Origin of the sequence: Variovorax sp. V35, from assembly GCF_041154465.1 — a bacterium.
GTDB lineage: Bacteria > Pseudomonadota > Gammaproteobacteria > Burkholderiales > Burkholderiaceae_C > Variovorax > Variovorax boronicumulans.
This window is the reverse complement of the sequence record NZ_AP028666.1, coordinates 5,677,089-5,702,447: the sequence shown is the minus strand read 5'-3', so window position 1 is coordinate 5,702,447 and position 25,359 is coordinate 5,677,089. Positions and strand designations below refer to the sequence as shown.

General features: G+C 66.9%; 23 protein-coding genes and 1 tRNA gene. 14 read left to right on the top strand and 10 right to left on the bottom strand.

Annotated elements, in window-relative coordinates; all coding sequences use genetic code 11:
- Positions 1-37 precede the first annotated feature (37 nt).
- Both ACAM42_RS26195 and ACAM42_RS26190 read right to left on the bottom strand, forming a co-directional pair.
- Positions 38-496 carry a (2Fe-2S)-binding protein gene (locus ACAM42_RS26195; RefSeq protein ID WP_056572291.1) on the bottom strand — a complete coding sequence of 153 codons (459 nt, stop codon included), beginning with the start codon at positions 494-496 and terminating at the stop codon, positions 38-40.
- Between the two features lie 11 nt (positions 497-507).
- On the bottom strand, positions 508-2,703 hold the full coding sequence (locus ACAM42_RS26190) for a molybdopterin cofactor-binding domain-containing protein (protein WP_369629889.1): 2,196 nt from the start codon (positions 2,701-2,703) through the stop codon (positions 508-510).
- 155 nt (positions 2,704-2,858) lie between these two features.
- Here ACAM42_RS26190 and ACAM42_RS26185 point away from each other — a divergent pair, with 155 nt between their 5' ends.
- On the top strand, positions 2,859-3,635 hold the full coding sequence (locus ACAM42_RS26185) for a Crp/Fnr family transcriptional regulator (protein WP_095746547.1): 777 nt from the start codon (positions 2,859-2,861) through the stop codon (positions 3,633-3,635).
- Here the strand turns inward: ACAM42_RS26185 and ACAM42_RS26180 are convergent.
- On the bottom strand, positions 3,607-4,584 hold the full coding sequence (locus tag ACAM42_RS26180; protein WP_369629888.1) for a Bug family tripartite tricarboxylate transporter substrate binding protein: 978 nt from the start codon (positions 4,582-4,584) through the stop codon (positions 3,607-3,609). The two genes, ACAM42_RS26185 and ACAM42_RS26180, sit on opposite strands and share 29 nt — an antisense overlap.
- 35 nt (positions 4,585-4,619) lie before the next feature.
- Positions 4,620-5,684, bottom strand: coding sequence for a CDP-6-deoxy-delta-3,4-glucoseen reductase (locus ACAM42_RS26175; protein ID WP_369629887.1), 1,065 nt, complete (start codon positions 5,682-5,684; stop codon positions 4,620-4,622).
- Between the two features lie 74 nt (positions 5,685-5,758).
- On the opposite strand from ACAM42_RS26175, the gene ACAM42_RS26170 reads away from it, so the two are divergent.
- The 3 genes from ACAM42_RS26170 (at position 5,759) to ACAM42_RS26160 (ending at position 7,665) form a co-directional block, all read left to right on the top strand.
- Positions 5,759-6,694 carry an SDR family oxidoreductase gene (locus ACAM42_RS26170; RefSeq protein ID WP_354342501.1) on the top strand — a complete coding sequence of 312 codons (936 nt, stop codon included), beginning with the start codon at positions 5,759-5,761 and terminating at the stop codon, positions 6,692-6,694.
- A gap of 13 nt (positions 6,695-6,707) precedes the next feature.
- A complete protein-coding gene (locus tag ACAM42_RS26165; RefSeq protein ID WP_369629886.1) occupies positions 6,708-7,130 on the top strand; it encodes a RidA family protein in 423 nt (140 codons plus the stop codon).
- An 85-nt stretch (positions 7,131-7,215) separates the two neighbouring features.
- The gene (locus ACAM42_RS26160) at positions 7,216-7,665 is read left to right on the top strand and encodes a guanylate cyclase (RefSeq protein ID WP_369629885.1); all 450 of its coding nucleotides are present in this window, start codon (positions 7,216-7,218) and stop codon (positions 7,663-7,665) included.
- A gap of 104 nt (positions 7,666-7,769) precedes the next feature.
- Here ACAM42_RS26160 and ACAM42_RS26155 read toward each other — a convergent pair.
- Positions 7,770-7,854 (bottom strand) — tRNA-Leu (locus ACAM42_RS26155).
- 41 nt (positions 7,855-7,895) lie between these two features.
- On the opposite strand from ACAM42_RS26155, the gene cysM reads away from it, so the two are divergent.
- The 3 genes from cysM to ACAM42_RS26140 all read left to right on the top strand — a co-directional run bounded on the left by cysM (position 7,896) and on the right by ACAM42_RS26140 (position 9,658).
- The gene (cysM, locus tag ACAM42_RS26150) at positions 7,896-8,798 is read left to right on the top strand and encodes a cysteine synthase CysM (protein ID WP_095746540.1); all 903 of its coding nucleotides are present in this window, start codon (positions 7,896-7,898) and stop codon (positions 8,796-8,798) included.
- A 67-nt stretch (positions 8,799-8,865) separates the two neighbouring features.
- Positions 8,866-9,441: an NUDIX domain-containing protein gene (locus tag ACAM42_RS26145; RefSeq protein ID WP_056572274.1), complete on the top strand. Its 576-nt coding sequence runs from the start codon at positions 8,866-8,868 to the stop codon at positions 9,439-9,441.
- Complete coding sequence (locus tag ACAM42_RS26140) at positions 9,431-9,658, top strand: sulfurtransferase TusA family protein (protein WP_056572272.1); 228 nt, start codon at positions 9,431-9,433, stop codon at positions 9,656-9,658. The genes ACAM42_RS26145 and ACAM42_RS26140 overlap by 11 nt, the downstream gene beginning before the upstream one ends.
- 69 nt (positions 9,659-9,727) lie before the next feature.
- On the opposite strand, the gene galU is transcribed toward ACAM42_RS26140, so the two are convergent.
- Positions 9,728-10,621, bottom strand: a complete 894-nt coding sequence (gene galU, locus ACAM42_RS26135; protein WP_369629884.1) for a UTP--glucose-1-phosphate uridylyltransferase GalU — start codon at positions 10,619-10,621, stop codon at positions 9,728-9,730.
- A 101-nt stretch (positions 10,622-10,722) separates the two neighbouring features.
- Positions 10,723-13,593: a valine--tRNA ligase gene (locus ACAM42_RS26130; RefSeq protein WP_159275552.1), complete on the bottom strand. Its 2,871-nt coding sequence runs from the start codon at positions 13,591-13,593 to the stop codon at positions 10,723-10,725.
- 105 nt (positions 13,594-13,698) lie between these two features.
- Between ACAM42_RS26130 and yaaA the strand changes: the two genes are divergently transcribed.
- The 4 genes from yaaA to queF are packed head-to-tail and all read left to right on the top strand — an operon-like array spanning position 13,699 to position 17,120.
- Entirely contained in the window at positions 13,699-14,481 is a 783-nt protein-coding gene (gene yaaA, locus ACAM42_RS26125; RefSeq protein WP_369629883.1) for a peroxide stress protein YaaA, read from the top strand.
- Complete coding sequence (locus ACAM42_RS26120) at positions 14,481-15,323, top strand: 2OG-Fe(II) oxygenase (protein WP_159275554.1); 843 nt, start codon at positions 14,481-14,483, stop codon at positions 15,321-15,323. Before yaaA ends, ACAM42_RS26120 begins: the two co-directional genes overlap by 1 nt.
- A 19-nt stretch (positions 15,324-15,342) precedes the next feature.
- The gene (locus tag ACAM42_RS26115) at positions 15,343-16,242 is read left to right on the top strand and encodes an alpha/beta fold hydrolase (protein ID WP_369629882.1); all 900 of its coding nucleotides are present in this window, start codon (positions 15,343-15,345) and stop codon (positions 16,240-16,242) included.
- Positions 16,239-17,120, top strand: coding sequence for an NADPH-dependent 7-cyano-7-deazaguanine reductase QueF (gene queF, locus ACAM42_RS26110; RefSeq protein ID WP_369629881.1), 882 nt, complete (start codon positions 16,239-16,241; stop codon positions 17,118-17,120). Before ACAM42_RS26115 ends, queF begins: the two co-directional genes overlap by 4 nt.
- A 10-nt stretch (positions 17,121-17,130) precedes the next feature.
- On the opposite strand, the gene ACAM42_RS26105 is transcribed toward queF, so the two are convergent.
- Genes ACAM42_RS26105 through ACAM42_RS26095 form a run of 3 tightly spaced genes read right to left on the bottom strand, consistent with a single transcriptional unit; the run spans position 17,131 to position 22,144 of the window.
- The gene (locus ACAM42_RS26105) at positions 17,131-18,099 is read right to left on the bottom strand and encodes a DUF6708 domain-containing protein (RefSeq protein WP_369629880.1); all 969 of its coding nucleotides are present in this window, start codon (positions 18,097-18,099) and stop codon (positions 17,131-17,133) included.
- On the bottom strand, positions 18,096-21,155 hold the full coding sequence (locus ACAM42_RS26100; protein ID WP_369629879.1) for a T6SS effector BTH_I2691 family protein: 3,060 nt from the start codon (positions 21,153-21,155) through the stop codon (positions 18,096-18,098). The genes ACAM42_RS26105 and ACAM42_RS26100 overlap by 4 nt, the downstream gene beginning before the upstream one ends.
- A complete protein-coding gene (locus ACAM42_RS26095) occupies positions 21,152-22,144 on the bottom strand; it encodes a hypothetical protein (protein WP_369629878.1) in 993 nt (330 codons plus the stop codon). Before ACAM42_RS26095 ends, ACAM42_RS26100 begins: the two co-directional genes overlap by 4 nt.
- 317 nt (positions 22,145-22,461) lie before the next feature.
- Here ACAM42_RS26095 and ACAM42_RS26090 point away from each other — a divergent pair, with 317 nt between their 5' ends.
- From ACAM42_RS26090 to ACAM42_RS26080, 3 genes are all read left to right on the top strand, one after another.
- Positions 22,462-23,367: an SDR family NAD(P)-dependent oxidoreductase gene (locus ACAM42_RS26090; protein WP_369629877.1), complete on the top strand. Its 906-nt coding sequence runs from the start codon at positions 22,462-22,464 to the stop codon at positions 23,365-23,367.
- A 127-nt stretch (positions 23,368-23,494) separates the two neighbouring features.
- Positions 23,495-24,385, top strand: coding sequence for a LysR substrate-binding domain-containing protein (locus ACAM42_RS26085; protein WP_139703170.1), 891 nt, complete (start codon positions 23,495-23,497; stop codon positions 24,383-24,385).
- A gap of 13 nt (positions 24,386-24,398) precedes the next feature.
- Positions 24,399-25,286: a LysR family transcriptional regulator gene (locus tag ACAM42_RS26080; protein WP_056572254.1), complete on the top strand. Its 888-nt coding sequence runs from the start codon at positions 24,399-24,401 to the stop codon at positions 25,284-25,286.
- Positions 25,287-25,359 lie beyond the last annotated feature (73 nt).

Here is a 25,359-nt window from a genome sequence, read left to right as displayed (position 1 = left end):
CGCAGAGCGCGGTGGCTGGCCGTTTTTCCGTCTATCCCTATCCCATCATCGCGGCGGCGGCCTTGATCGCCTCGCGGATGCGCCCGTAGGTGCCGCAGCGGCACACGTTCTCGATGGCGTCGATGTCGGCGTCCGTCGGGGTGCGCGTGCGGCGCAGCAGGTCGACCGCGGCCATGATCTGGCCCGGCTGGCAGAAGCCGCACTGCGGCACATCGAGGTTCATCCAGGCCTGCTGCACCGGGTGCAGCGTGTTGCCGTTGGCAAGGCCCTCGATGGTCGTCACCTGGCGGCCGCGCACGTCGGACACGCGCACCGAGCAGGTCGTCACGGCCTTGCCGTCGACGTGGCAGGTGCAGGCCTTGCACACGTTGATGCCGCAGCCGTACTTCGGGCCGGTGATGCCGAGCTTGTCACGCAGCACCCACAGCAGCGCCAGGTCGTCGGGCGCCTCGACGTCGACGTTCTGGCCGTTCACCTTGAAAGATTGCACAGGCATGGCGGGTCTCCTCAGGCGGGGATCGGAACGTTGACGGGCGTGGGCAGCTTGCCCGGCGGGATCGGCGTGAAGTCGACCGGAAAGTTCAGCGGGAAGCTGCGCGGCTTGATGCCGGTGGCGCGCCCGTAGGCGTTGGCAATGGCGCCCGAACTCGCCGACAGGCCGACCTCACCCAGCCCGCCGATGGCCTCGCCATTGGCCGGCAGGATGATGATCTTCACGTCCTTCGGGTAGTGCTTCATGCGCGAGAAGTGGTACTGCGAGTAGCTGCCCTCCAGCGGCAGGCCGTTCTGGATGTGCAGCCCCGCCGACAGCACCAGCGCGATCGATTCGCACAGGCCGCCCTGCAGCTGCGCCTCGATGCCCGAGGGGTTGATCGGCGTGCCGACGTCGATGGCGATGGTCGCGCGCACCACGCGGGCCTGAGTCGGCACGCGCGCGTCGATCTCGACGATGCAGGCCGTGAACGACTTCGACTCCTGGTGCACGCCCACGCCCTGCGCAAAGCCCGCCGGCATCGCCTTGCCCCACTGCGCGGCCTCCGCCACGGCCTTCAGCACCGCGCGGGCGCGCGGCAGGCGCAGGTACTCGAGCCGGAAGGCGACCGGGTCCTTGCGCGCGGCGCGGGCCATCTCGTCGACCAGGATCTCTTCCACCAGCCGCGCGGGCTGGATGTGCACCGAGCGGTAGGAGCAGGTGTTCATGTCCATCGGCACCGGCGTCAGCAGCTTGGTCGTGACGCCGAAGTTGTACGGCGAGGTCACCATGGTCTTGAACATCACCTGCTCGATCGCGAAGTTGCCCACCGTCTGCGGGAAGGCGTTGGGCAGCGCGATGGCGGCGGCCTCGAGCATGTTGCCGAAGCCGTGGCGCGTGTCCAGGCGCACGCTGGCGATGCGCTGCTCGAAGGCGATCACCTGGCCCAGCAGCATCGTGGCGCGCGCCTTCTGGTAGATCGGCGGGCGGATGCGCGTGTGGCGCATGTCGTCGGTGCGGTGGTACATCAGGCGGCAGGGGCGTCCCAGCGCCTTCGACACCTGGATCGCCTGCAGCACTGGGTCCCAGAACAGGCGCCGCCCGAAGGAGCCGCCCGAGGGCACCGCATGCACGACGACCTTGTTCAGCGGCAGGCCCAGCTCGGCGGCCACCGCCTGCTGGGTGACGATGGGGCTCTGCAGCCCGGCCCAGATCTCGGCGCGATCCGCTCGCACGTCGGCAATCGCGCATTCGACTTCCATCGGGCAGTGCGCGGCCGGCGCGAACTCGAACTCGGCCTCGACCGTCAGCGCACCCAGCGGCGGCAGCGCAAAGGGCAGCAGCGACGACTTCAGCTTGCGCATGATGGTGGCGTTCGACTCGCCGTCGAGCGGCCCCGCGGCCCAGGTCACGTCGAGCGCGTTCACCGCGGCCCAGGCCTGGCCGAAGGTCTCGGCCATCACCGCCACGCCGGGCGGCGTCGGCGTGATGCCGTTGGTGGCGGGAATCGGCACCACGCCGATCACGCCCGGCATGCTCATCACGGTGTTCATGTTGTTGATGCCGACGAACTTGCCGTTGATGGTCGGCGGGCGCCGCACCATCGTCGGCTTGGCATTGGGCACCGCCTGGTCGAGCGTGAACTTCTTGCGCCCGGTGACGATGTCCAGCGCATCGAGCCGCGTCACGCGCTGGCCGACCACCGAAGGCGTCGAGCCCGAGAGCAGGCCGCCGAGGCCGCCCAGCACCGGCATGCCGGCGTGCATCGAGCGCACGCTCGACGAGCCGCCCGTGAGCTGGTTCCAGATCAGCTCGGGACTCGCGTCGGCCGACGTGACCTCGATCGCGCTCAGCGGCAGGCGCAGCTTGTCGGCCAGCATCATCGCGCTGGCCGTGGCGATGCCCTGGCCCACTTCGAGGCGCGGCAGCGCCAGGCGCACGCGGCCGTCGCTGGTGTTTGTCACCTTCACCAGCGGCATGGTCGGCAGCGAGGTCAGCGTGACCGCGTCACCGATGTCGATCAGGTCGGTGGTGTCGGGTGGGGTCATGGGCAGCAGCGCGGCCACCGCGGAGGCGGGCGCCGTGAGGGCGCCGAGCCCCGCGATGCCGGCCGCCGCCGATGCCAGCGGCGCGGCCGTGGCGTAGCCGAGCACGTCGCGCCGGCGCAGGCCGTGCGCATCCCCGTCGTCCGGCCCGCGCGCGGGGCGCGGGTCCTTGTTCGAACGCTTCATCGTTGTCTCCTTGTTGTTTGGCGAACGCGGATGACTGTGGCACCATCGCCGCGCCGAAGATGTCGTTGCAACGACATTTCTTACGGACCCCGCCGACCGGCGCCTGCGACGGATCGGCCGATGCGATGTCACGAGGGACGACAGCAGGAGGCGCGATGTCGAACGCGTTGGAGAACATGCTTCGCGAGAGCCTGTGGGCGCGCGCGCTCACGGACGACGAACTCGACCGCGTCGTCCAGGAGTCGCACGAGCGCGTGGTGCCGGCCGGCGGATTCGTCGTGCGGCGCGGCGAGCCGGCCGATCACTGGATCGGCGTGATCGACGGCCTCATGAAGATGTCGGTGTCGCTGCCCGACGGGCGCGTGTCCACCTTCACCGGCGTGACCGCCGGCGGCTGGGGCGGCGAAGGCTCGCTGCTCACCCCCGGATGCTGGCGCTACGACGGCGTCGCGCTGCGGCCCACGCGCGTGGCCTGCGTGCCGCGGCACAGCTTCGAGCGGCTGATGTCCACCAGCATCGACTTCAATCGGTTTCTGTTGTTACACATCAATGCGCGGCTGAGCCTGTTCATCGGCCTCATGGAATTCGATCGCCTGCTCGGCCCCGACGCGCGCGTGGCGCGCTGCCTGGCCAGCCTGTTCGACCCCATCCTCTATCCGCGCGCCACCCGCTTCGTGCGGCTGAGCCAGGACGAGATCGGCCTCTTGTCGGCCGTGTCGCGCCAGCGTGCCAACCGCGCGCTGCATGCGCTGCAGCGCGACGGCCTGTTGCGCATCGAGCACGGGGGTGTGGAAGTGCTCGACCTCGCGGGCCTGCGCACCTACCAGAGCGGGGCGGCCGAAGCGGCGGCGGCCGTGGCTGCGGCCACCGACACGCAGGCCGCAGCGCCCCTGGACGACCTCGTCAGTCCACCTTCGCCCCGGTGGCCTTGACCACCTTCTCGTACTTGGCCAGTTCGCTCTTCATGAAGCTGCCGAACTGCTCGGACGAGTTGCCGACCGGCTCGGCCAGCATCGAGGCGAAGCGGGTCTTCGTTTCCGGCGCGTTCAGCGCGGCGACGAAGGCCTGATTCAGTTTCGCGACCACCTCGGGCGGCGTGCCGGCCGGTGCGACCAGGCCCCACCAGGTGTCGATCGAGAAGCCCTTGAGCGTGTCGGCCACGGGCGGCACGTCGGGCAGGGCGCTGCTGCGCTTGAGCGTCGTGACCGCGATCGCCTTCAGCTTGCCCGAGCGGATGTTCGGCGCGGCCGTGGCGAGGTTGTCGAAGTTGAAGTCGACCTGGCCCGACAGCAGCGCCAGCTGCGCCGGGTTGCCGCCGTTGTACGGAATGTGTACCGCGAAGATGCCCGCTTCCTTCTTGAACAGCTCGCCCGCCAAGTGGCCGGCGCTGCCGTTGCCGCCGCTGGCGTAGTTGAGCTTGGCCGGGTTGGCCTTGGCGTAGCGGATCAGGTCGGCCAGCGTGCGGATGTTCAGGCGGTTGGCCGTCTCGGCGTTCATCACCAGCACGTTGGGCACGCGCACCATCTGCGTGATCGGCGCGAAGTCGGTCGCGGCGTTGAATGGCATCTTGCTGTACAGCCACGGGTTCACCGCGTTCGTGGCCGTGGCCGCGATGCCGATCGTGAGGCCGTCCGCCGGCGCCTTGGCGACGAAGTCTGCGCCGATGTTGCCGCCCGCGCCGGGCTTGTTGTCGATGATGACGGGGCCGCCCAGCGTGTCCTTCACCTGCTCGGCCAGGATGCGCGCCGTGTTGTCGATCGGGCCGCCGGCCGCGTAGGGCACGACGAGGCGGATCGGGCGATGTTGCTGGGCTGCGGCGTGGCCGGTACCTAGCACCGCGGTGCTGGCGATCAGGGTCAGGAGGAAGTGTCTCGTCTTCATGTTGTTCTGCGGAAAGGAAAGGGGAACGCGAAGGCTCAGGGCAGGGCTTTGTCGGCTTCGGTGGTGAAAGCGTCGGCGAAGAACTCTTCTTCGGGCAGGCCGGCCAATGCCACGTAGTCGCGCTTGGCCGAGTCGACCACGATCGGCGCACCGCAGGCATAGACCTGGTGGGCCGACAAGTCCGTGAAGTCTTCCAGCACCGCCTGGTGGACGAAGCCGGTGCGGCCGGTCCAGTTGTCTTCCGGCGTGGCGTTCGACACCACGGGCACGTAGCGCAGGTTCGGCATCGCGGCCAGCTGCTCGCGCAGCCAGGCGTCCATGTACAGGTCTTCGGGGCGGCGCCCGCCCCAGTAGAGCGCGGTGGGCCGGTCGATGCCCTTGAACTGCATGTGCTCGAGCAGCGCCTTGATGGGGGCGAAGCCCGTGCCCGAGGCCAGCAGGATCATCGGCTTGTCGGAGTCCTCGCGCAGGAAGAAGCTGCCGAACGGGCCTTCGATGCGCAGAATCTCTTTTTCCTTCATCGCGCCGAAGACATGGTCGGTGAACTTGCCGCCCGGCAGGTGCCGCAGGTGCAGCTCCAGGCCCGTGCCCGGCACGGCCACCGTGTGCGGCGCGTTGGCCATCGAGTAGCTGCGGCGCGCGCCGTCGCGCAGGATGAATTCGACGTACTGGCCTGCATAGAACTGCAGCGGCTCGCCGGCCGGCAGTTGCAGGCGCAGCATCATCACGTCGTGCGACTGGCGCGTGAGCGCCATCACGCGCACCGGCATCTTGCGGATCGGCAGCGCGCCGGCCTCGGTGACCTGGCGCGACTCCAGCACCACGTCGCTCGTCGGATGGGCGCAGCAGGTCAGCACGTAGCCGGCCAGTTGCTCCTCGGCGCTCAGCGCCTTGCTCTGGTGCGGGCCGAGCGTGACCTCGCCCGACAGCTTCTTGCACTTGCAGGAACCGCAGGCGCCGTCCTTGCAACCGTAGGGGAGGCCGATGCCTTGGCGGATGCCGGCCGCGAGGATGGTTTCGTCGCCCTGGACCACGAAGTGGCGCCCGCTGGGTTCGACGGTGATGGAAAAGCCCGCTTCGTGCGGCGCTGTAGCAGTCATCGGTATTCTTCGGGGGTGAACTTTCCCGGCTGTGTGCGGCCGGGACAACTGAATTGAGACAGGAAACCCGGATTTTGCCTTCAATCAATAGTCCCTCCGGCGCACTGCCGGCCCGGTTCCGGCGCGAGCGCCTGCTGATCGTCGGCTGCGGCGACGTCGGCCAGCGCGTGGCGCGCAACCTGCGCGGGCGCATGCAGCTGGTGGCGCTCACGTCCTCGGCCGACCGCGTCGCGGCGCTGCGCGCGGCCGGCATCCGGCCGCTGGTGGGCAACCTGGACGACCGCGCCACCCTGCGCCGCCTGGCAGGCATCGCCACCCGCGTGGTGCACCTGGCGCCGCCCGCGCGCGAGGGCGGCGCGGCCTGGTGGCGCGACCAGCGCACCGTGTCGCTGGCGCAGGCGCTGCGGCTGCGCTCGCTGCCCTCGGCGCTGGTCTATGGCTCGACCAGCGGCGTGTACGGCGACTGCGGCGGCGCGCGCGTGAGCGAAACGCGCGGCGTGCGCCCCGACACCCCGCGCTCCCACCGGCGCGTCGATGCCGAGCGCGCCGTGCGCTGGTTCGGCCGCAGCACCGGCGTGCGCACCAGCATCCTGCGCATCCCGGGCATCTACGCGCCCGACCGCGAGAACGGCACGCCGCGCGGCCGCCTGGAACGCGGCACGCCCGTGCTGCGCCGCGAGGACGACGTCTACACCAGCCACATCCATGCCGACGACCTCGCGCGCGCCTGCGTGGCGGCGCTGTTTCGCGGCAAGCCCCAGCGCGTGGTGCACGCGTCGGACGACACCGAGCTGCGCATGGGCGACTACTTCGACCTGGCCGCCGATCTCTACGGCATGCCCCGCCCGCCGCGCGTGGCGCGCGATGAGGCGCAGCGGCAATTGCCGCTGCAGCTGCTGAGCTTCATGGGCGAATCGCGCCGGCTCGACAACACGCGGCTCAAGCGCGAGCTGCGCGTGCGGCTCGCGCATCCGACGGTGCACACCGGCCTGCAGCCCGCAGAAGCCTGACAGGACGCAACCCGTGAACAAACAGAGCGTTCGCATTCCCGACGGCCATCCGACCTTCGGCTCGACCGCCGTTTTCGACACCCTCAAGTACGCACCCGGCGTCAAGGCCGGCGGCCTGCTGTTCGTGGCGGGGCAGGTCGGCCTGCGTGCCGACGGCAGCGTGCCCGAGAGCGCCGCGGAACAGGCCGACTGGGCCTTCCGGCGACTGGGCGTGGTGCTCGAGAGCGCGGGGCTCGGCTTTGCCGACCTGGTGGAGATCGTGAGCTACCACGTCGACGTCGAGCACGAGCTGGCGGGCTTTCGCGAGGTGAAGGACCGCTACATCACCGAGGATTTCCCGGCGTGGACCATCCTTGGCGTGGCGGCGCTGGCGCGGCCGGCGCTGCGGGTGGAGATTCGCGCCGTGGCGGCGTTGAAGACCGCGCAAGCGGGCTGACACCGAAGCGGATGCCCAGGGGCCGGGCGTACCATCGCGGCACAGGTTCCAGATCGAACCGATCGAAGCGAAGCGGACGAAACGAATGCCCCAAACGATTGAAGCGTTGCTTGCCGATCAAGGCGCACAGGCTGTCCTCGCCTACTTGAACGCGCGCGTGCCGCATCGGTACACCGGGATCTACAGGATCCGCGCCGACCTGGTCACGAGCCTCTACCTGCACGACAAGCAAGGCGAACTGATCCCCGAGAACATCGCCGTCGTGCCCTTCGAGGCGAGCATCTGTCCCTTTGTCCTGCGCGACGGGTGGTTCCGCACCGACGACTCGAGCGTGGACGAGCGCTTTGCCACGCACCCCGGACGGGACTACACCATCAGTTACCACGGCGTTCCGCTCTTGAACCCCTCGGGCGCGGTCGCTGGCACCTTGTGCCACTTCAACTTCACGGCCGTGCCGCTGCCGGACGACGAGTTCGAGCTGCTGCACCATGCCGCCTTGTCGCTGCAGGTGAAGCTCGCCGACGTGCTTGGCTAGGGCGGGGCGCTGCCTGGCCCGAAAGGCCCAGAGGCAAAGAAAAACCCGCTGCGCCAGTGAAGCGAGCGGGTTTCTTGATGTGGGGGTGAGACGGTGTCGTCTCGTGGTGCCCGGGGCCGGAATCGAACCGGCACACCTTTCGGTGGGGGATTTTGAGTCCCCTGCGTCTACCAATTTCACCACCCGGGCACATCCTGAAGGAAGCCCAAAATTATGGCACAGTGGCTGGCATGAATTATCCGACGATCGAAGACGCCATCGGCAAGACCCCTCTGGTTGCCCTGCAACGCATCCATGCCGCGGAAAACGCCAAGCGTGGCAACGTGATCCTGGGCAAGCTCGAAGGCAACAACCCGGCGGGCTCGGTCAAGGACCGGCCGGCGCTGTCGATGATCAAGCGGGCCGAGGAGCGCGGTGAAATCAAGCCCGGCGACACGCTGATCGAGGCCACCTCGGGCAATACCGGCATCGCGCTGGCGATGGCCGCGGCCATCAAGGGCTACCGCATGGTGCTGATCATGCCGGAGGACCTCTCGGTGGAACGCGCCCAGACCATGAAGGCCTTCGGTGCCGAGCTGGTGCTCACGCCCAAGAGCGGCGGCATGGAATACGCGCGCGACCTGGCCGAGCAGATGGTCGCCCAGGGCAAGGGCCGCGTGCTCGACCAGTTCGCCAACCCCGACAACCCGCGCATCCACTACGAGACCACCGGCCCCGAGATCTGGACCGACACGCACGGCAAGATCACGCACTTCGTGAGCGCGATGGGCACCACGGGCACCATCACCGGCGTCTCGCGCTACCTGAAGGAAAAGAACCCAGCGGTGCGCATCGTCGGCGCGCAGCCGGCCGAAGGCTCGCGCATTCCGGGCATCCGCAAGTGGCCGGTCGAGTACCTGCCCAAGATCTACGACCCGAGCCGCGTCGACGAAGAAATCAGCGTGAGTCAGGACGATGCCGAAGAGATGTGCCGGCGCTTGGCGCGCGAAGAGGGCATCTTCGGCGGCATCTCGGCAGCCGGCGCGCTGTGGGCGGCCATCGAGGTGTCGAAGAAGGTCGAGAACGCCACCATCGTCTTCGTGGTCTGCGACCGCGGCGACCGCTACCTGTCGACGGGCGTTTTCCCCGCCTGATCCCTTCACACTGCGGCGGCGCCTTCATCGGGCGCCGCACGCCCGAGAAAAAGAACAGAGACTTTCCATGCCCCACCCCAAGTTCTGCCAGGCCTGCGCCACCCCGCTCGAATGGATCGCGTTGATGGAAGACGGCGGTCCCAAGGAGCGCCTGCGCTGCCCCAATTGCGGCCACACGCACTGGAACAACCCCACGCCCGTGCTGGCGGCCATCGTCGAGTACCGCGGCCAGGTGCTGCTGGCGCGCAATGCGGCCTGGCCGGGCAAGATGTTTGCGCTCATCACCGGCTTCATGGAGGCCGGCGAGACGCCTGAGGAGGGCATCGCGCGCGAGGTCAAGGAAGAAACCAACCTGGACGTCAGCGCCGCCAAGCTCGTCGGGGCCTACGACTTCCAGCGCATGAACCAGATCATCATCGCGTACCACGTGGTGGCCGACGGCGAGGTGAAGCTCTCGCCCGAGCTGGTGGACTACCGCCTCTACGACCTGCCCGACCTGCGGTGCTGGCCCGCCGGCACCGGCTATGCGCTGGCCGACTGGCTGCGCACGCGCGGCCACGAGCCCGTGTTCTTCACCGCGGCGGAAAACGAAGAGCGTCGCCGCGGCCTGAACCTGCCGCCGGAGCCTGGCAATGCAAGTTGACCGCGAAATCGACACGCGCGGCCTCAACTGCCCGCTGCCGATCCTGAAGGCGAAAAAATCGCTCAACGACATGGCGAGCGGCCAGCTGCTGAAGGTGGTGTCGACCGACCCGGGTTCGGTGCGCGACTTCCAGGCCTTTGCGCGCCAGACCGGCAACGAGCTGGTGGCGCAGGAGACCGTGGGCAGCGACTTCATTCACGTGCTGAAGCGGCGCTAGCGTCGGCAACCGACCAAAGAAAAAGGGGCCTCGCGGCCCCTTTTTTGTTTTCAGCGCTTTGCGGCGCCCTCAGAGCTTCAGGCTCTTGAGGTACTCGCGGAACTGCACGCCCACCTCGGGGTGCGCCAGTGCCAGCTCCACCGACGCCTGCAGGAAGCCTTCCTTGCTGCCGCAGTCGTAGCGGATGCCCTTGTACGAGTAGGCGTAGACCGACTCCTTCTTCATCAGCGCCGCGATGCCGTCGGTCAGCTGGATCTCGCCGCCCGCGCCCTTGGGCTGGTTGCGGATCTCGTCGAACACGCCGGGCGTGAGGATGTAGCGGCCGGCCACACCGAGGCGCGAGGGCGCGTCTTCGGGCTTGGGCTTCTCGACCATGCGGTTGACCTTCACGAGGCCGTCTTCCACGTTCTCGCCGGCCACGATGCCGTAGCGCTTGACGTGTTCCAGCGGCACCTCTTGCACGGCCAGCACCGAGGCGCCCAGGCGCGCGAAGACTTCGGTCATCTGCGCCAGCACCGGCTGGCCACCGACAGGGCCGACCATCAGGTCGTCCGCCAGCAGCACGGCGAAGGGCTCGTTGCCCACCAGGTGCTCGGCGCACAGCACGGCATGGCCCAGGCCCAGCATGCGCGGCTGGCGCACGTAGGAGCAGGTCATGTCGTCGGGCGACACCGAACGGGCGATTTCGAGCAGCGCGTCCTTGCCGCTGGCTTCGAGCTGGCTTTCGAGCTCGTAGGCGGTGTCGTAGTGGTCTTCGATCGCGCGCTTGTTGCGCCCGGTCACAAAAATCATGTCGCGGATGCCCGCGGCATAGGCTTCTTCGACGGCGTACTGGATCAGCGGCTTGTCGACCACGGGCAGCATCTCTTTGGGCTGCGCCTTGGTGGCCGGCAGAAAGCGGGTGCCGAAGCCTGCAACAGGGAATACGGCCTTGCGGATGCGCGTCGGGGAAGAAGTGGACATGGGCGGTTCAGTGTCGTTTGAAAGAGGAAAGAAGAGGGTTGGGAGAGGATGCAGCGCAAAGCCTGCATCCGCATCCTAAGCCCCCACCCTGGCCTCGTCTGTCAGCCGAGGCGCACAAGCTGGCCGCGCAGGCGCTCCAGCGTGGCGGTGAAATCGGCCAGGCGCGTGCGCTCCTGTTCGATCACGGCGGGCGGCGCCTTGGCCACGAAGGCCTCGTTGCCGAGTTTGCCGTGCACCTTGGCGATCTCGCCCTCGATGCGTGCAATTTCCTTGCCGATGCGCAGCTTCTCGGCTGCCTTGTCGATCTCCATGTGCAGGCACAGGCGCGTCGTGCCCACCACCGCTACGGGCGCGGCTTCGGCGGCGGCCTGCCACGAGGCCTCGTCGTCGAACACCTTCACTTCCTTGAGCTTGGCCAGTGCCTGCAGCACCGGGGCCGCATCGCGCAGGAAGGCCGCGCCCTCCGCGTCGTCGGCCACCGCGTACAGCGGCAGGCGCGTGGCGGGCGACACGTTCATCTCGCCGCGCAGCGTACGGCAGGCGTCGACCAGCGCCTTCAGGCGCGCCACGTGCGCTTCTGCGGCTTCGTCGATCTTCTCCGGCTGGCTCTGCGGGTAGGCCGCGATCATGATCGACGCGCCTTCGCGGCCCGCGACCTTCGACACCTTCTGCCACAGCTCTTCGGTGATGAACGGGATGATCGGGTGCGCCAGGCGCAGCAGCGCCTCGAGCACGCGGATCAGCGTGCGGCGCGTGGCGCGTTTTTGCGCGTCGTCGCCGGTCTGGATCTGCACCTTGGCGATCTCGAGGTACCAGTCGCAGAACTCGTCCCAGGCGAACTGGTAGATCGCGTTGGCCACGTTGTCCAGGCGGTATTCCTCGAAGCCCTTGGCCACTTCGGCCTCGACGCGCTGCAGCTGCGAGACGATCCAGAAGTCTGCGCGGCTGAACTTCAGGTAGCCATGCGCCTTGCCGCCGACCTGGCAGTCTTCCTTGGTGTGCTCCAGCAGGCCGCAGTCCTGGCCTTCGCAGTTCATCAGCACGAAGCGCGTGGCGTTCCACAGCTTGTTGCAGAAGTTGCGATAGCCCTCGCAGCGCTTCGAGTCGAAGTTGATGCTGCGGCCCAGCGAGGCCAGCGAGGCAAAAGTGAAGCGCAGCGCATCGGCGCCGAAGGCCGGAATGCCCTCCGGGAATTCCTTCTGCGTGTTCTTGCGCACCGCCGGTGCGGTCTCGGGCTTGCGCAGGCCTTGCGTGCGCTTGTCGAGCAGCGCGGGCAACTCGATGCCGTCGATCAGGTCGACCGGGTCGAGCACGTTGCCTTCCGACTTGCTCATCTTCTTGCCCTGGGCGTCGCGCACCAGGCCGTGGATGTACACGTCCTTGAACGGCACAGTGCCCATGAAGTGCTTGGTCATCATGATCATCCGGGCGACCCAGAAGAAGATGATGTCGTAGCCCGTCACGAGCACGGTCGAGGGCAGGTACAGCGCCAGGTCCTGCGTCTTCTCGGGCCAGCCCAGCGACGAGAAGGGCACCAGCGCCGACGAGTACCAGGTGTCGAGCACGTCTTCGTCGCGCGTGAGCGTCTTGCCCGGCGCCTTGGCCTGCGCCTCGGCTTCGGTCTCGGCCACGTACACCTTGCCGTCTTCGTCGTACCAGGCCGGAATCTGGTGGCCCCACCAGAGCTGGCGCGAAATGGTCCAGTCCTGGATGTTCTCCATCCAGTGGTTGTAGGTGTTGACCCAGTTCTCGGGCACGAAGCGCACCTCGCCCGACTTCACGACGTCGATGGCCTTCTGCGCGATCGACTGGCCGTCGGCGCCGGGGCGCGTCATGGCCACGTACCACTGGTCGGTGAGCATGGGCTCGACCACGGCGCCCGAGCGCGCGCAGCGCGGCACCATGAGGCGGTGCTTCTTCACCTCGACCAGCAGGCCCAGCGCCTCGAGGTCGGCCACGATGGCCTTGCGCGCCACGAAGCGGTCCATGCCGCGGTACTTTTCAGGCGCGTTGTCGTTGATGGTCGCGTCCAGCGTCAGGATGCCGATCACCTCGAGCTTGTGACGCTGGCCCACGGCATAGTCGTTGTAGTCGTGCGCGGGCGTGACCTTGACCACGCCGGTGCCGAATTCCTTGTCGACGTAGTCGTCGGCAATGATGGGAATCAGCCGGTCTACCAGCGGCAGCTTCACGCGCTGGCCGATCAGGTGCTTGTAGCGTTCGTCCTCGGGGTGGACCATCACGGCCGTATCGCCGAGCATGGTCTCGGGGCGCGTGGTGGCCACCGTGAGCGTGCCGCTGCCGTCTTCCAGCGGGTAGGCGATGTGCCAGAGCGAGCCGTCTTCTTCCTCGCTCTCGACTTCGAGGTCGCTCACCGAGGTCTTGAGCACCGGGTCCCAGTTGCCCAGGCGCTTGCCGCGGTAGATCAGGCCTTCCTCGTACAGCTTCACGAAGGTGTGCGTGACCACCTTCGAGAGGTCGTCGTCCATCGTGAAGTACTCGCGGCTCCAGTCGACCGTGTCGCCCATGCGGCGCATCTGCTCGGTGATGGTGCTGCCCGACTTTTCCTTCCACTCCCACACGCGCGCCACGAAGTTCTTGCGGCCCAGGTCGTGGCGGCTGACCTTCTGCTCCTGCAGCTGGCGCTCCACCACGATCTGGGTGGCGATGCCCGCGTGGTCGGTGCCCGGCACCCACAGCGTGTTGGCGCCCTTCATGCGGTGGTAGCGCGTGAGGCTGTCCATGATCGTCTGGTTGAACGCATGGCCCATGTGCAGCGTGCCCGTGACGTTGGGCGGCGGCAGCTGGATCGCGAACGACTCGGCGCCTTCCTTGGGCTGCTGCGTGCCGCGGAAGCCCGCCTTGGCGTAGCCGCGCTGCTCCCATTCCGGGCCCCAGTGCGCCTCTATGGCGGCGGGTTCGAACGATTTGGACAGGCTCTCGAGGCCGGGCTGGGAGGTAGGTTCGCTCATGGGGAATGCAAAACGGCACCCTCGGGTGCCGTTGGTGACAGGGTGGGATTGCCCGGGATTTTACCGGGGCGGCCCGGGGTAACCCCAACCCCACATAATCGACTGATGCTGTTCCTGCTTTCCCCCGCGAAGTCGCTCGACTACGACACCCCCGTCCCCTCCGAAACCCCCGCCACCCAACCCCATTTCGAAGCCCCGCGCGGCCCCTCGGTCGAACTCATCAAGCTGCTGCGCGAGAAATCGCCCCAGGACATCGCCGAGCTGATGCACCTGTCGGACAAGCTCTCGGCCCTCAACGTGGCCCGCTACGCCGCCTGGTCGTCCAAGAGCACCGACAAGAACGCCCGCCAAGCCGCCTTCGCCTTCGACGGCGACGTCTACGGCGGTTTCGACGCCCGCAGCCTCACGCCCGCCCAGCTCGCCTGGGCCCAGGACCATGTGGGCATCCTCAGCGGCCTGTACGGCCTGCTGCGCCCGCTGGACCGCCTGCAGCCCTACCGGCTCGAAATGGGCACCGCGCTGGCCAACCGCCATGGCAAGGACCTGTACGCCTTCTGGGGCTCGCGCATCGCCGAGCACCTGAACGAGCGCCTGGCGGCCGACCGCACGCCGGTCGTCGTCAACGTCGCCTCGCAGGAGTACTTCAAGTCGGTCGACCAGAAGGTGCTCAAGGCGCGCGTGGTCGAATGCGTGTTCCAGGAGTGGAAGGGCGACAGGTACAAGATCGTGAGCTTCTTCGCCAAGCGCGCCCGCGGCCTGCTGGCGCGCTGGGCCGTGGTGCACCAGGCGGCCACGCCCAAGGCGCTGGAAAAATTCGACCTCGAGGGTTATGGTTTCGACGCTCAAGCGTCGACAGCCGAAAGGCTGGTGTTCAGAAGGAAAGTCTGATGTCCCAAGCGATCAGTCCGGAATTGCGCGAATGGCTGGTGGCCCAGCTCGCGGCCGGCCATTCGGTGCCCGCGTTGCGCATGTCGATGCGGGCGGCCGGCTGGCAGGATGCCGCCACCGACCTAGCACTGGCCCAGCTCGAAGCCGGCTTCCCCGATGTCGCGGCGGCCCTGGCGCCGGCGCGCACCGAGATGCCAGGCCCCGACCTCGACGGTGCGCCGCTGTACCTCGACGCCGGCGACCGCCGCGTGCAGGTGCTGCAGACCGTGCGGCATCCGCGCGTCGTCGTGTTCGGCAACCTGCTGTCGGCCGAGGAATGCGAAGGCCTGATCGCCGCCGCGCGCGTGCGGCTGGCGCGCTCGCTCACCGTCGAGACCCGCACCGGCGGCGAGGTGCTCAACGTCGATCGCACCAGCGACGGCATGTTCTTCGAGCGCGGCGAGAACGAGATCGTCGCGCGCCTCGAACAGCGCCTGGCCATGCTGCTGCGCTGGCCGCTCGAATACGGCGAGGGCCTGCAGATCCTGCGCTACGCGCCCGGCGCGCAGTACCGCCCGCACTACGACTACTTCGACCCGCACGAGCCCGGCACGCCCACCATCCTCAAGCGCGGCGGTCAGCGCGTGGCCACGCTCGTGATGTACCTGCAGGAACCCGAGCAGGGCGGCGCCACCACCTTCCCCGACATCGGGCTCGAAGTGGCCCCTGTGCGTGGCACCGGCGTCTTCTTCAGCTACGACCGGCCCGACCCCGCCACCCGCACGCTGCACGGCGGCGCGCCAGTGCTCGCGGGCGAGAAGTGGGTCGCCACCAAGTGGCTGCGCGAGCGCGAGTTCAAGTAAAAAGAAAAACAGGGAACCGATGAAAGTCACCGCCAACGGCCTGCAGATCGAAGTCGACGACACCGGCGGCGAAGGGCGCCCCGTCATCCTGCTGATCATGGGGCTGGGCATGCAACTGGTCGCCTGGCCCGATGCGTTCGTGCAGCAGCTGGTCGACGCCGGCTTTCGCGTGGTGCGCCACGACAACCGCGACATCGGCCTGAGCCAGGGCTTCGACCACCTCGGCACCGGCAACCTCGTGTGGGAAACCATCCGCCACCGCATCGGCCTGAAGGTGCGCAGCGCCTACACGCTGCAGGACATGGCGCTCGATTCGCTCGGCGTGCTCGACGCGCTGGGCATTGCCCGCGCCCACATCGTCGGCGCCTCGATGGGCGGCATGATCGCGCAGCGCATCGCCGCCACCGCGCCGCAGCGCACCGCCAGCCTCGTGAGCATCATGAGCTCCAGCGGCGCGCGCGGCCTGCCGGGCCCGCGCCGCGAGGTCGGGGCCATGCTCATGCGGCGCCCGCGCAGCCACGACGAGGCCGCGCTGGTCGCGCACAGCATCAAATTGCTGCGGCTCATCCAGAGCCCTGCCTACCCGCAGACCGACGAGCAACTGGCCACGCGCCTCACCTTCAGCATGCGCCGCGCCTACCACCCGGCCGGCCTGATGCGCCAGATGCTCGCCATCGGCGCCGACGACGACCGCCCGCAGGTGCTGGCGCGCATCCAGCGTCCGACGCTGGTGCTGCACGGCGACGCCGACGCGCTCGTGCCCATCGCCTGCGGCCGTGATTCGGCGCAGCGCATTCCGGGTGCGACCTTCATTTCCGTGCCCGGCATGGGCCACGACCTGCCGCCCGAGGTCTGCACGATCCTCGCCCACCACATCGCTCCGTTCGCACACGCGGCGGATGCCGGAACCGCCCCATGAGCCACGACCCCACCAACCCCAACACGAACCCCAACACCCCCGAACAGTCGCAGCTCGGCCGCGCCTCGGCCTACGCCGACAAGTACGACCCGTCGCTGCTGTTCCCCATCGCACGCACCACGCAGCGCGAAGCCATGGGCATCCAGGCCGGCGCCTTGCCCTTCTTCGGCGCCGACCTCTGGACCGCCTTCGAGCTGAGCTGGCTGAACCCGCGCGGCAAGCCGCAGGTGGCCATCGCGCACTTCACCATTCCCTGCGAAACGCCCAACATCATCGAGAGCAAGTCGTTCAAGCTGTACCTCAACAGCTTCAACAACAGCACCTTCGCCAGCATCGATGCCGTGCGCGAGCAGCTGCGCACCGACCTCGCCGAAGCCGCGTGGCGTGGCAGCGACCAGTCGGCCGGCATCGGCGTGAAGCTGCTCACGCCCGACCTGTTCGACCGCGAACCGGTGCACGAGATCGACGGCCTGGACCTCGACCGCCTCGACATCGAATGCACCCACTACCAGCCCGCGCCCGAGCTGCTGCGCAGCGACACGACGCAGGTGCACGTGAACGAAACCCTCACCAGCCGGCTTCTGAAGAGCAACTGCCTCGTCACCGGCCAGCCCGATTGGGGCAGCGTGCAGATCCGCTACAGCGGCCCGCCCATCGACCAGGCCGGCCTGCTGGCGTACATCGTGAGCTTTCGCAACCACAACGAGTTCCACGAACCCTGCGCCGAGCGCATGTTCACGGACATCTGGCGCCAATGCCAGCCGACCAAGCTCGCGGTGTATGCGCGCTACACGCGGCGCGGCGGGCTGGACATCAACCCGTTCCGCACGAGCTGGCCGCAGGCGCTGCCGGCGAACATCCGCACGGCGCGGCAGTAGAAGAGAGATCTCAGGTCCCGGGGGGCGCGCGCAGCTTGTGAGCTGTGTCCGCTTCGACATCTCCAGAGGTCATCGGCGTGCCGAGTGCACCCGTGATCTCCTGCGGCCATGACACGGTCTGAGCGGTCCACACTACGAAGCGGTTGACGACAAAGAACACAGCGAACAGCGGCAGCACAAGGTGCTGCCACAGCTGTGTCCAAGGGAGCTCCCTCCAGTCGCGTAAGTAGTCGATGCGTCGCTGTTGGAGGGCTTCGATCATGTCGAAACTCTTTCCTTTGACGGGAGGCGCTTCATCCGCGGAAAGCGGGGGCATGTCTGCCTCCATGTACCCGCGGATGTATTCCCACATGGCGCCGGGAAACTCGATTTGCGCCAACACGAACCAGTCCACGATCGTGGGATCCGTGGCACTTTTCCGCACGAGAAAGAGCAGGTGGTAGGTGCGTCGCACGCTGGTGGTGCTACCGCCAAGTTTGGCGTGCAGTTCGCAGTCCACCAGTGACCAATCGGCTGCGCGTGCCTCGATGACCGAAGGGCCGAAGAGAAGGAAGCGTTTTCGTTTTCCTCGGTGGACGTAGTAGACCTTGCGATGAGCGCGATCAAAGTAGATCGGCTCTTCACTGGGGCTGAACATCTCGAAGTAAAAGCCGACGAGAAACAGACTCCAAATAGTCAACAGGTTCAATACGAAGAAAACGTATGCACCGTCGACCAGATTTCGGTACACACCATGGCCGAAAAAATAAGTGGTTGTGAGTGCCCCAAGCAATCCGATCGTCGTAACGTACCCGCCCGCTGCGACCAGCGATCCGCCATTGAGTTCAATCGCATTTCTATAGACTTCGCTCAACCTTCCCAGGTGCCCTGTTTGCCCACTGCCTGGCAAACGCTTGTCGAAGCGATGAAGCAATCCCGAAACGAGACCTTCTTGTCGCGCGTCGTCGGTACTGATGCCGCTGGTGCTGAATCCAATCACTGCAAGCCTCCGCCCCAGCCATCGCCCATTGGATTGCTTGGTAACGGCTGGTAGCGTTCGGGGTCGGGGTGTTGCTGTGCCTTGCGCGTTACATCCTCTTGAGCTTCCGCTTCGTATTCGATGGCTATGAACCAAGCCGTTTCAGCGCTGGCCTTCTCGAAACGTTTCATCGCGTCTCTGCCGAAATAACAACGACCGGCCCAACGCTGGTACGAATCGCGTTCGCTGATAACCGCATGAACATAAGTGCCGATGCCGATCAACAAGAGAACTAGGCCTACGCCAGACACGATACTTGTCATCGTGGCGGCTACACCGGCGACGGCAACTTCGGTCGCCACAACACCGGCCAGACGCAAGACGAGGTGTTTTGCGACGGCGCGAGTCATGGCTCCCTTTGCTGCCGCATCGGCTGCCGTGACCACGCTGGTTGCGGAAAGAAGGGAAAAGGAGAGGCCAGAGTTGGCATAGCTGCGCGAGGCTATGACATCTCCCTCCTTTCCTGCTACTTCGGCTTTCTTTGCCATGAGGTACGCGTTGATGGCTCCTCCGAAGACGCCCGTGAGCGCCGCCGCTGTTCGCAAGACCGCCAGCCGACCACTGATTTCCACCAGGCGTTCCCCGCCTTCCTTCATGATGAGTGTCGCCTTGTGTGCTGCCGCCAACCGCTCGGCGGCGGCCCCCAGAAATCCACCCAGGCTGTCCGCCACTCCCAGTGCCACTTCATTGAGCTTTTCCTGATCGCGCTGACTTCTGTTGAGCTCCGACAGCAACTGGGGTAGGCTCTGGTACAGGCCTAGAAACTGCACCAGCATGGCTCCCATGGCCAAGCGCCCGTCGACGCTATTGAGGCCCAGATCCTTCTTGGTGGCTTGGCGCCGCATGACCTCCATGACTTCTTCTGGTGTCAGCGGTTGATCGACTGGCAGCCGACTCATGCGCATCTGCATCTCTTCGAGATTGCGTGCCGCCATTCCGCTCGTCGGAGCCACGCTCACGCGCTGCCCCGGCACCTGCCCGGCCTTGATCCGGCCCTCCTGCACCGCCAAGGCGGTTTCCACATCGGTGACCACCTGCAGTTCGACGGTGTTGCCATGTGCGACGACGATAGCTGGCTGCCCCTTGGGTTGGTAGCCGTTGAGCACGGCGAGTGCGGTGGGCACATCCACCCGTGTCTTGAGCAGCAGCGTGACCGACGGCGCTGCCATGATCTTGCCGCTGGAGCGCGTCGCTTCCACTGCCAGTTCAAGCTGTTGCTGGGCGGCCGTCAGCCGGGGCAGCAGTGCCAGGTATTTCTTTAGGCTGCCAGATGGTGGTGCCGGTGATCGACCTGCGCCCGACGCCAGCAGCTGTACCACGCCCGCCGCGCTCGCGGCCAGTCCGCCTGCCGAGAGGCTCACGATGACGGGATGCAGCCAGTTCAATCGCTGTCCCAACTCATGGGTCAGGATGCCCTTGAGCAGGTCGTAGGTCTTGTCTCGACCGTCGCCTTCAGCGCGATCCGCCTTGCCGATCAGGATGGCGTGTACCTTGTCGATGACCGATTTCTGGTTGCCGAACATTGCTCGCAGTGCGATGGCGCGCGGCTCGGTAATGTCGGGCTCGAGAATCAGTCCGGTCCAGCGTTCGGTGTGCTGTGCGGTGAACGGTTGTGGAAAATGAGCCAGATCGCCCTCGGAGGCGTAGATCAGTCCCGAAGACACGCGGGCCGTGAGTTTGCCCGCATCGTGTTCGTTGAAGTGGTGCTTGAAGTAGGCGCGCAGCGCTTCTCCATCGAGTGCAGAGAGCCAGTCGGTTTCATAGGGCGCCAGCGTATCGGCGAGCTGCCTGTCGATGTCGGCCCGCTGTGCGGGCCAGGCCCGGTAGCGCTCCATGTTCAGTTCGTCCGAGATCTTGCGCCAGTGCCGCTCGCCCAGCATTCGGCCCCGGCTTTCGATCCGGTCGCCGATTCGTGCTGCTTCCGGGCCGACCGGCTTCATGTGACCTGCCCGGCTGCCGTCGACGGCATAGGCGCCGTTCGCATCAGGCCTCCATTCGTAAGGCACACCGCGACCCTGGAGGCTCTTCCATTCCTTTTCCGACGCGCGGCTGCCCCACTCACGCGACTGGAGCATGCCTGCGACGATGAGCGATTTGCGCAAGCCTTCCAGGGTGGTGTGACAGGCTTCCGAACGTACCCAGTCGTCATTCCGATTCCACTCCTGCTGGTTGGCCCGGTCCTTTGCAAAGCGAATGCCGTTCAGATCGGCCGTCAGACCCACGGGGTCCGGGAGGGCGAGCACGAAGGCCTTGTTTGCGGTAAGCGGATGCCCGGCGGCTTGTCTTTGCATGACGCCCGCCAGATCCCGCGCCTGACCATAGGTCTTGTCGTCGTCGCGGTTGTAGAAGGGTGTGCCCGGCTCGGTTCCACCCTCAGTGACGTTGATTCCTTTCTTGATGCCGCCGTGGTCGATAGAGCGCAGTGCGAAGTCGGCGACATGTTGTTGGATAAGCATGGCGTCTGCCTTGAAGGCGTTTGGCACGCCGCCCAGCGGTGTCAGCGGGTCGATCTTCACCATGCCGGCCGCCGAAGGGTCCGCTTGCACGCGTTGGCGAATGGCATCGTCCCACCAGTTCATGCTGAAGCCGATCCACACGGGCCCCGCGCTCTCAGGGCTGTCTACTGGAAGCTGAATGCACAAGGTGCGCACGTCGTGCGGGTGCGACGCTTTCTTGCTGCACGCGAACGAGGATTTCTCATCGGACCAGCTGATCTGGGACTCGGGAACCAGCGCGCCGCTGCCGTGCACGCGGAAGACCTGCCATGCCTTGGCCAGTTGCCGTGGCTTTTGGGTGTACCAGGCGTAGACGAAGCCGCCACGGCGCAACATGCGCAGCGCATGGCGGGTTGCGTGGAGCCGAGGCAGCCCGAGTGCCTTGACGCTCGCTTCGTGTGTCAGCAGCCTGTTCGCCTCGGCGGGGGCGAATGTTGCGTCAGTGGCGATGGCGGTCGGACGGACCAGCAGGATCGACAGGCCGGCCTTGTGGTCACAGGTTCTGCAGGGAAGTTCGCTCATGTGGGACTTTGTTGAAGGTTGGGCCAGTGATCGCGGGATTTGCCCGCCCATGCGGTTCGAAACAGATCCATGCCATCGCTCAGGTCCTGGCGAAAAATCGTCACGACATGGATGAGTCGGTCCAGCTCCGGCCAGTGCTCGAACGCCGGCTGAACCAACGTCTCGGCGGCGTAGGCCCCTTGATCGGTTGGATACCGCAATCCGCGTCGTTCGGCGACCTTCAGCTTGTCGAGAACCAGGGTGAGTGCGTTTTCTGGCAGCGGGAACGTGGTGCGAAGCCAGCGTGTTTGGGCTGCATGGACGGCATGGCTCCAGTCCAGAAGACCGGATTGCGCCACCGCAGGTGGGAGCGGCTGAAGGGCTGGCTCGCCCTGTGCGCCTTTCAGCTGTTGGAGACTCAGGTTGTGATCAAGGTAGCTCCAGAGCCGGATGCCCTTCAGGCTGGCAGCCCAGTCCAGAGGGACGCCCTGGCGGAGGAGGTGCAGCACACGCCGGTCCTGCAATCGCGCTTGCATGAAAGCGCCATCGGGAGCGCTGTACTGCATCAAGGTTGAAAGCTGTCGTGCCAGAACGCCACCATCGCGTGCTGCGTCGACCTGGAGCCAACCGCCGATGCGATATGCACCAGCGCCTACCGCGCACGCCTGGAGGTGCTCTTGAATGGCCCACTTGATGCTCGTTGCCAGCCATGGGTCATCTCCGCCGGTCAATCGGACGAGGTAAGGGAAATCAGCCACCGTGAATCGGCGATGGGTATGCGTGTGGAGCGAATGGATTTCGCGGTTCCAAGCCGCTTTGCGAGCGCGGAGAACGCCATTGGGTGGAATGGCAGAAGGAGCCTCTTCGACTTCGATGCCGGGTGGATCGCCTTGGCCCGGATCGATCAAGAGGTAGAGGGCATCGGCGTCGAGCTGGTCGGCCAGTCGGGCGCCAAGCCAGGTCACCAAGGAGGGCGGGGCGCTGTCCCATGGCCAGGCAGAAGCAGTCATATGCGGCATTGATCCGGTGAGGTTGGGGTGAGCGCTTCGAGGACGGGCTGAGCGCGTTCCAAAAAGTCTGGAGCACGCGGTGCGGTAGGTTTGCAAACAATGGTCAAACAGCGACGGCCCCGGGAAATCAGTGCCGCCAACCGCGAAAAATTCATGTGACGAAGGCGTTGCGCGCAGGTCGTCAGCGTTCCAGGAGTTCGGTCCGGATCCGAAGCCCCTCTTCGGAAATGAGAAACCGACAAGCGTCTCCCTGTGGCATTCTGAAATTCCCCCGCGAACTCGCGGGCGAACGAACATCCGAAGCAGAGGCAAGACACATGGTTGAAGGCAAAGTGGTCGTCGTCACCGGCGCGGGCGGCGGCATCGGGCGCGACATCGCGCTCGCGATGGCGCGGCATGGTGCGAAGGTGGTGGTCAACGACATCGGCGCGGGGCTCGACGGCGCCGGCGGCAGTGCCGGGCCGGCGCAGCAGGTGGTCGAGGAGATCCGTGCGGCGGGTGGGCAGGCCGTGCCGAACACCGACAGCGTGGCCGATGCCGCGAGCGCGGGGCGCATCGTGGAATGCGCGGTCGACAGCTTCGGGCGCATCGATGCGGTGGTGAACAACGCGGGCATCCTGCGCGACCGGTTCTTTCACAAGATGTCGGTCGACGAGTGGGACGCGGTGATCAAGGTGCACCTGTACGGCGCCTACTTCGTGAGCCGCGCGGCCGCGACGCACTTCAAGGAGCAGAACGCGGGCGCGCTGGTGCACATGACCTCCACCTCGGGCCTGATCGGCAACTTCGGCCAGGCCAACTACGCGGCGGCCAAGCTCGGCATCGCGGCGCTGTCGAAGTCGGTCGCGCTGGACATGCTGAAGTTCAACGTGCGCTCCAACTGCATCGCGCCCTTTGCCTGGAGCCGCATGATCGGCGCCATTCCCACCGACACCGACGAGCAGCGCGCCCGCGTCGACAAGATCAAGCAGATGACGCCCGCCAAGGTGGCGCCGCTCGCGGTGTACCTGGCGAGCGATGCGGCGGCGGCCGTGAACGGGCAGATCTTCTCGGTGCGCAACAACGAGATCTCGCTCATCAGCCAGCCGCGCCCGGTGCGCTCCATCCACCGCTCGGAAGGCTGGACGCCCGAGAGCATCGCCGAGCACGCCATGCCCGCGATGCGCGCCAGTTTCTTCCCGCTGGACCGCTCGGCCGACGTGTTCAGCTGGGACCCGGTCTGAGAAGGCGTGAGCGAACCCGCCATGTCCGGATTCATTCACACCTTCTGAGGACAAACCCGCAAGCGGCTGCAGGCGACGCCGTTCGCCGGACAATGCGCGTTCCTCCCGCTTCCTTCGTGCCCGCCCGGTGAACCTGCACTTCGACCTGTTCGACCTGAAACTGTTCGTCTACGTGGCGGACGCGCGCAGCCTCACGCGCGGCGCCGAGAAGGCCTGCATCTCGCTGGCCGCGGCTTCCACGCGCATCAAGCAGATGGAAGAGGCGGTGGGCGGCAAGCTGCTGCACCGCAGTGCGCAGGGTGTGAGCCTCACGGCGGCGGGGCAGGCCGTGCTGTACCACGCCAAGCGCGTGATGCAGCAGATGGAGCACCTGCGCTGCGACATGCAGGACTTCGGCAAAGGCATCAAGGGCCATGTGCGGGTGTTCGCCAACACCACCTCGATCACCGAGTACCTGCCGCAGAAGCTCGCGGGCTTTCTCACGCAGCACCCGGCCGTGCAGGTCGACCTGCGCGAGTACCTGAGCGAAGAGATCGTGCGCGCCGTGGCCGACGGCGAGGCCGACATCGGCATCCTCGCGGGCGACGTGCACACCGGCGAGTTCGATGCGCGCCCGTTCGGGCGCAACCAGCTCGTGCTGGTGGTGCCGCCCACGCACCCGCTGGCGGGCGCGTCGTCGGTGGCCTTTGCCGACACGCTCGATGAACAACACGTGGGCCTGCACCACGGCAGCGCGATCCACCGCTTCCTGCAGCGCCGCGCCGAACTCGCGGGGCGCGGCTTCAACCCGCGCATCCAGGTCAGCAGCTTCGAGGCCATCTGCCTGATGATCGAAGCGGGCGTGGGCGTCGGCGTGCTGCCGTCGTCGTCGGCGCACCGGCTGTCGATGGCGATGCGCATCTCGACCGTGGCGCTCAGCGATGCCTGGGCCGAGCGCGAACTCAAGCTCATCGCGCGCAACCGCGAGCAGCTGCCCGCTTCCGCGCGCGAGCTGTTCGATCACCTCGTCCTCGCCTGAGAACCGACGGGCCATGTCCGCCGACCTGAAGTCGCTGCGCCTGTTCGTGGCCGTGTCCGACCACGGCAGCATCAGCGAAGGCGCCAAGCGCTGCCACATCGCGCTCGCGGCTGCGAGCAAGCGCATCTCCGATCTCGAAGCCCGCGCGCGGTTGCCGCTGCTGGTGCGGCATGCGCGCGGCGTCACGCTCACCTCGGCCGGCCACGGGCTGCTCCTGCATGCGCGCGCCGTGCTCTCGGCCATGGACCGGCTCGGCGCCGAGCTCGACGATTTCCAGAACGGCGTGGCGGGTGTGGTCAGCATCACGGCCAACGCCTCGACCATCGCGCAGTTCCTGCCGGCGCAGATCGGCTCGTTCCTGCGCCTGCACCCGGTGCTCAAGATCGACCTGCAGGAGCGCGCCAGCACCGAGGTGGTGAAGGCCGTGCAGGCCGGCCTGGCCGACATCGGCGTGATCGAGGGCCAGACGCCCGCCGACGGCCTCGAATGCCTGCCCTACCGCACCGACGAGCTGGCCGTGGTGGTCGCGCGCGACCACCCGCTGGCGCGCCGCAAGCGCATCGATGTGCAGGAGGTGCTGCGCCACGACCATATCGTGGTGCGCGAAGGCACGGCGCTGCACCGCGTGCTGCTGGCCGCCGCGCTCGAGGCCCAGGTGCCGCTCAAGGTGCGCATGCAGGTGGGCAGCTTCGACATGGTGTGCCGCATGGTGGAGCAGGGCGTGGGCATCGGCGTGCTGCCCTATGCGGCCATCCTGCCGCAGCTGCAGATCCTCAAGCTGCGCTGCCTCAAGCTCGACGCGCCCTGGGCGCTGCGCCGCCACCTGCTGTGCGTGCGCCGCCAGCAGGAGCTCACGGCCGCCGCGCGCTCGGTGCTCGAACACCTCGGCCGTCCCGACTGATCCGAGGCCATCGGGCGGCGAGCCTTCGCGTCGCGCGAAGGCTCGAACTCGCCAAAAACGAATTGTTCTCCCG

Coding starts and splice junctions, on each gene's coding strand:
- ACAM42_RS26120 (WP_159275554.1), top strand. CDS start 14,481: ATGTCCCAAGCGATCAGTCCGGAATTGCGCGAATGGCTGGTGGCCCAG.
- ACAM42_RS26095 (WP_369629878.1), bottom strand. CDS start 22,144: ATGACTGCTTCTGCCTGGCCATGGGACAGCGCCCCGCCCTCCTTGGTG.
- ACAM42_RS26195 (WP_056572291.1), bottom strand. CDS start 496: ATGCCTGTGCAATCTTTCAAGGTGAACGGCCAGAACGTCGACGTCGAG.
- cysM (WP_095746540.1), top strand. CDS start 7,896: ATGAATTATCCGACGATCGAAGACGCCATCGGCAAGACCCCTCTGGTT.
- ACAM42_RS26130 (WP_159275552.1), bottom strand. CDS start 13,593: ATGAGCGAACCTACCTCCCAGCCCGGCCTCGAGAGCCTGTCCAAATCG.
- ACAM42_RS26160 (WP_369629885.1), top strand. CDS start 7,216: ATGCCCCAAACGATTGAAGCGTTGCTTGCCGATCAAGGCGCACAGGCT.
- ACAM42_RS26175 (WP_369629887.1), bottom strand. CDS start 5,684: ATGACTGCTACAGCGCCGCACGAAGCGGGCTTTTCCATCACCGTCGAA.
- ACAM42_RS26185 (WP_095746547.1), top strand. CDS start 2,859: ATGTCGAACGCGTTGGAGAACATGCTTCGCGAGAGCCTGTGGGCGCGC.
- ACAM42_RS26115 (WP_369629882.1), top strand. CDS start 15,343: ATGAAAGTCACCGCCAACGGCCTGCAGATCGAAGTCGACGACACCGGC.
- galU (WP_369629884.1), bottom strand. CDS start 10,621: ATGTCCACTTCTTCCCCGACGCGCATCCGCAAGGCCGTATTCCCTGTT.
- ACAM42_RS26145 (WP_056572274.1), top strand. CDS start 8,866: ATGCCCCACCCCAAGTTCTGCCAGGCCTGCGCCACCCCGCTCGAATGG.
- ACAM42_RS26140 (WP_056572272.1), top strand. CDS start 9,431: ATGCAAGTTGACCGCGAAATCGACACGCGCGGCCTCAACTGCCCGCTG.
- ACAM42_RS26080 (WP_056572254.1), top strand. CDS start 24,399: ATGTCCGCCGACCTGAAGTCGCTGCGCCTGTTCGTGGCCGTGTCCGAC.
- ACAM42_RS26100 (WP_369629879.1), bottom strand. CDS start 21,155: ATGAGCGAACTTCCCTGCAGAACCTGTGACCACAAGGCCGGCCTGTCG.
- ACAM42_RS26190 (WP_369629889.1), bottom strand. CDS start 2,703: ATGAAGCGTTCGAACAAGGACCCGCGCCCCGCGCGCGGGCCGGACGAC.
- queF (WP_369629881.1), top strand. CDS start 16,239: ATGAGCCACGACCCCACCAACCCCAACACGAACCCCAACACCCCCGAA.
- yaaA (WP_369629883.1), top strand. CDS start 13,699: ATGCTGTTCCTGCTTTCCCCCGCGAAGTCGCTCGACTACGACACCCCC.
- ACAM42_RS26090 (WP_369629877.1), top strand. CDS start 22,462: ATGGTTGAAGGCAAAGTGGTCGTCGTCACCGGCGCGGGCGGCGGCATC.
- ACAM42_RS26180 (WP_369629888.1), bottom strand. CDS start 4,584: ATGAAGACGAGACACTTCCTCCTGACCCTGATCGCCAGCACCGCGGTG.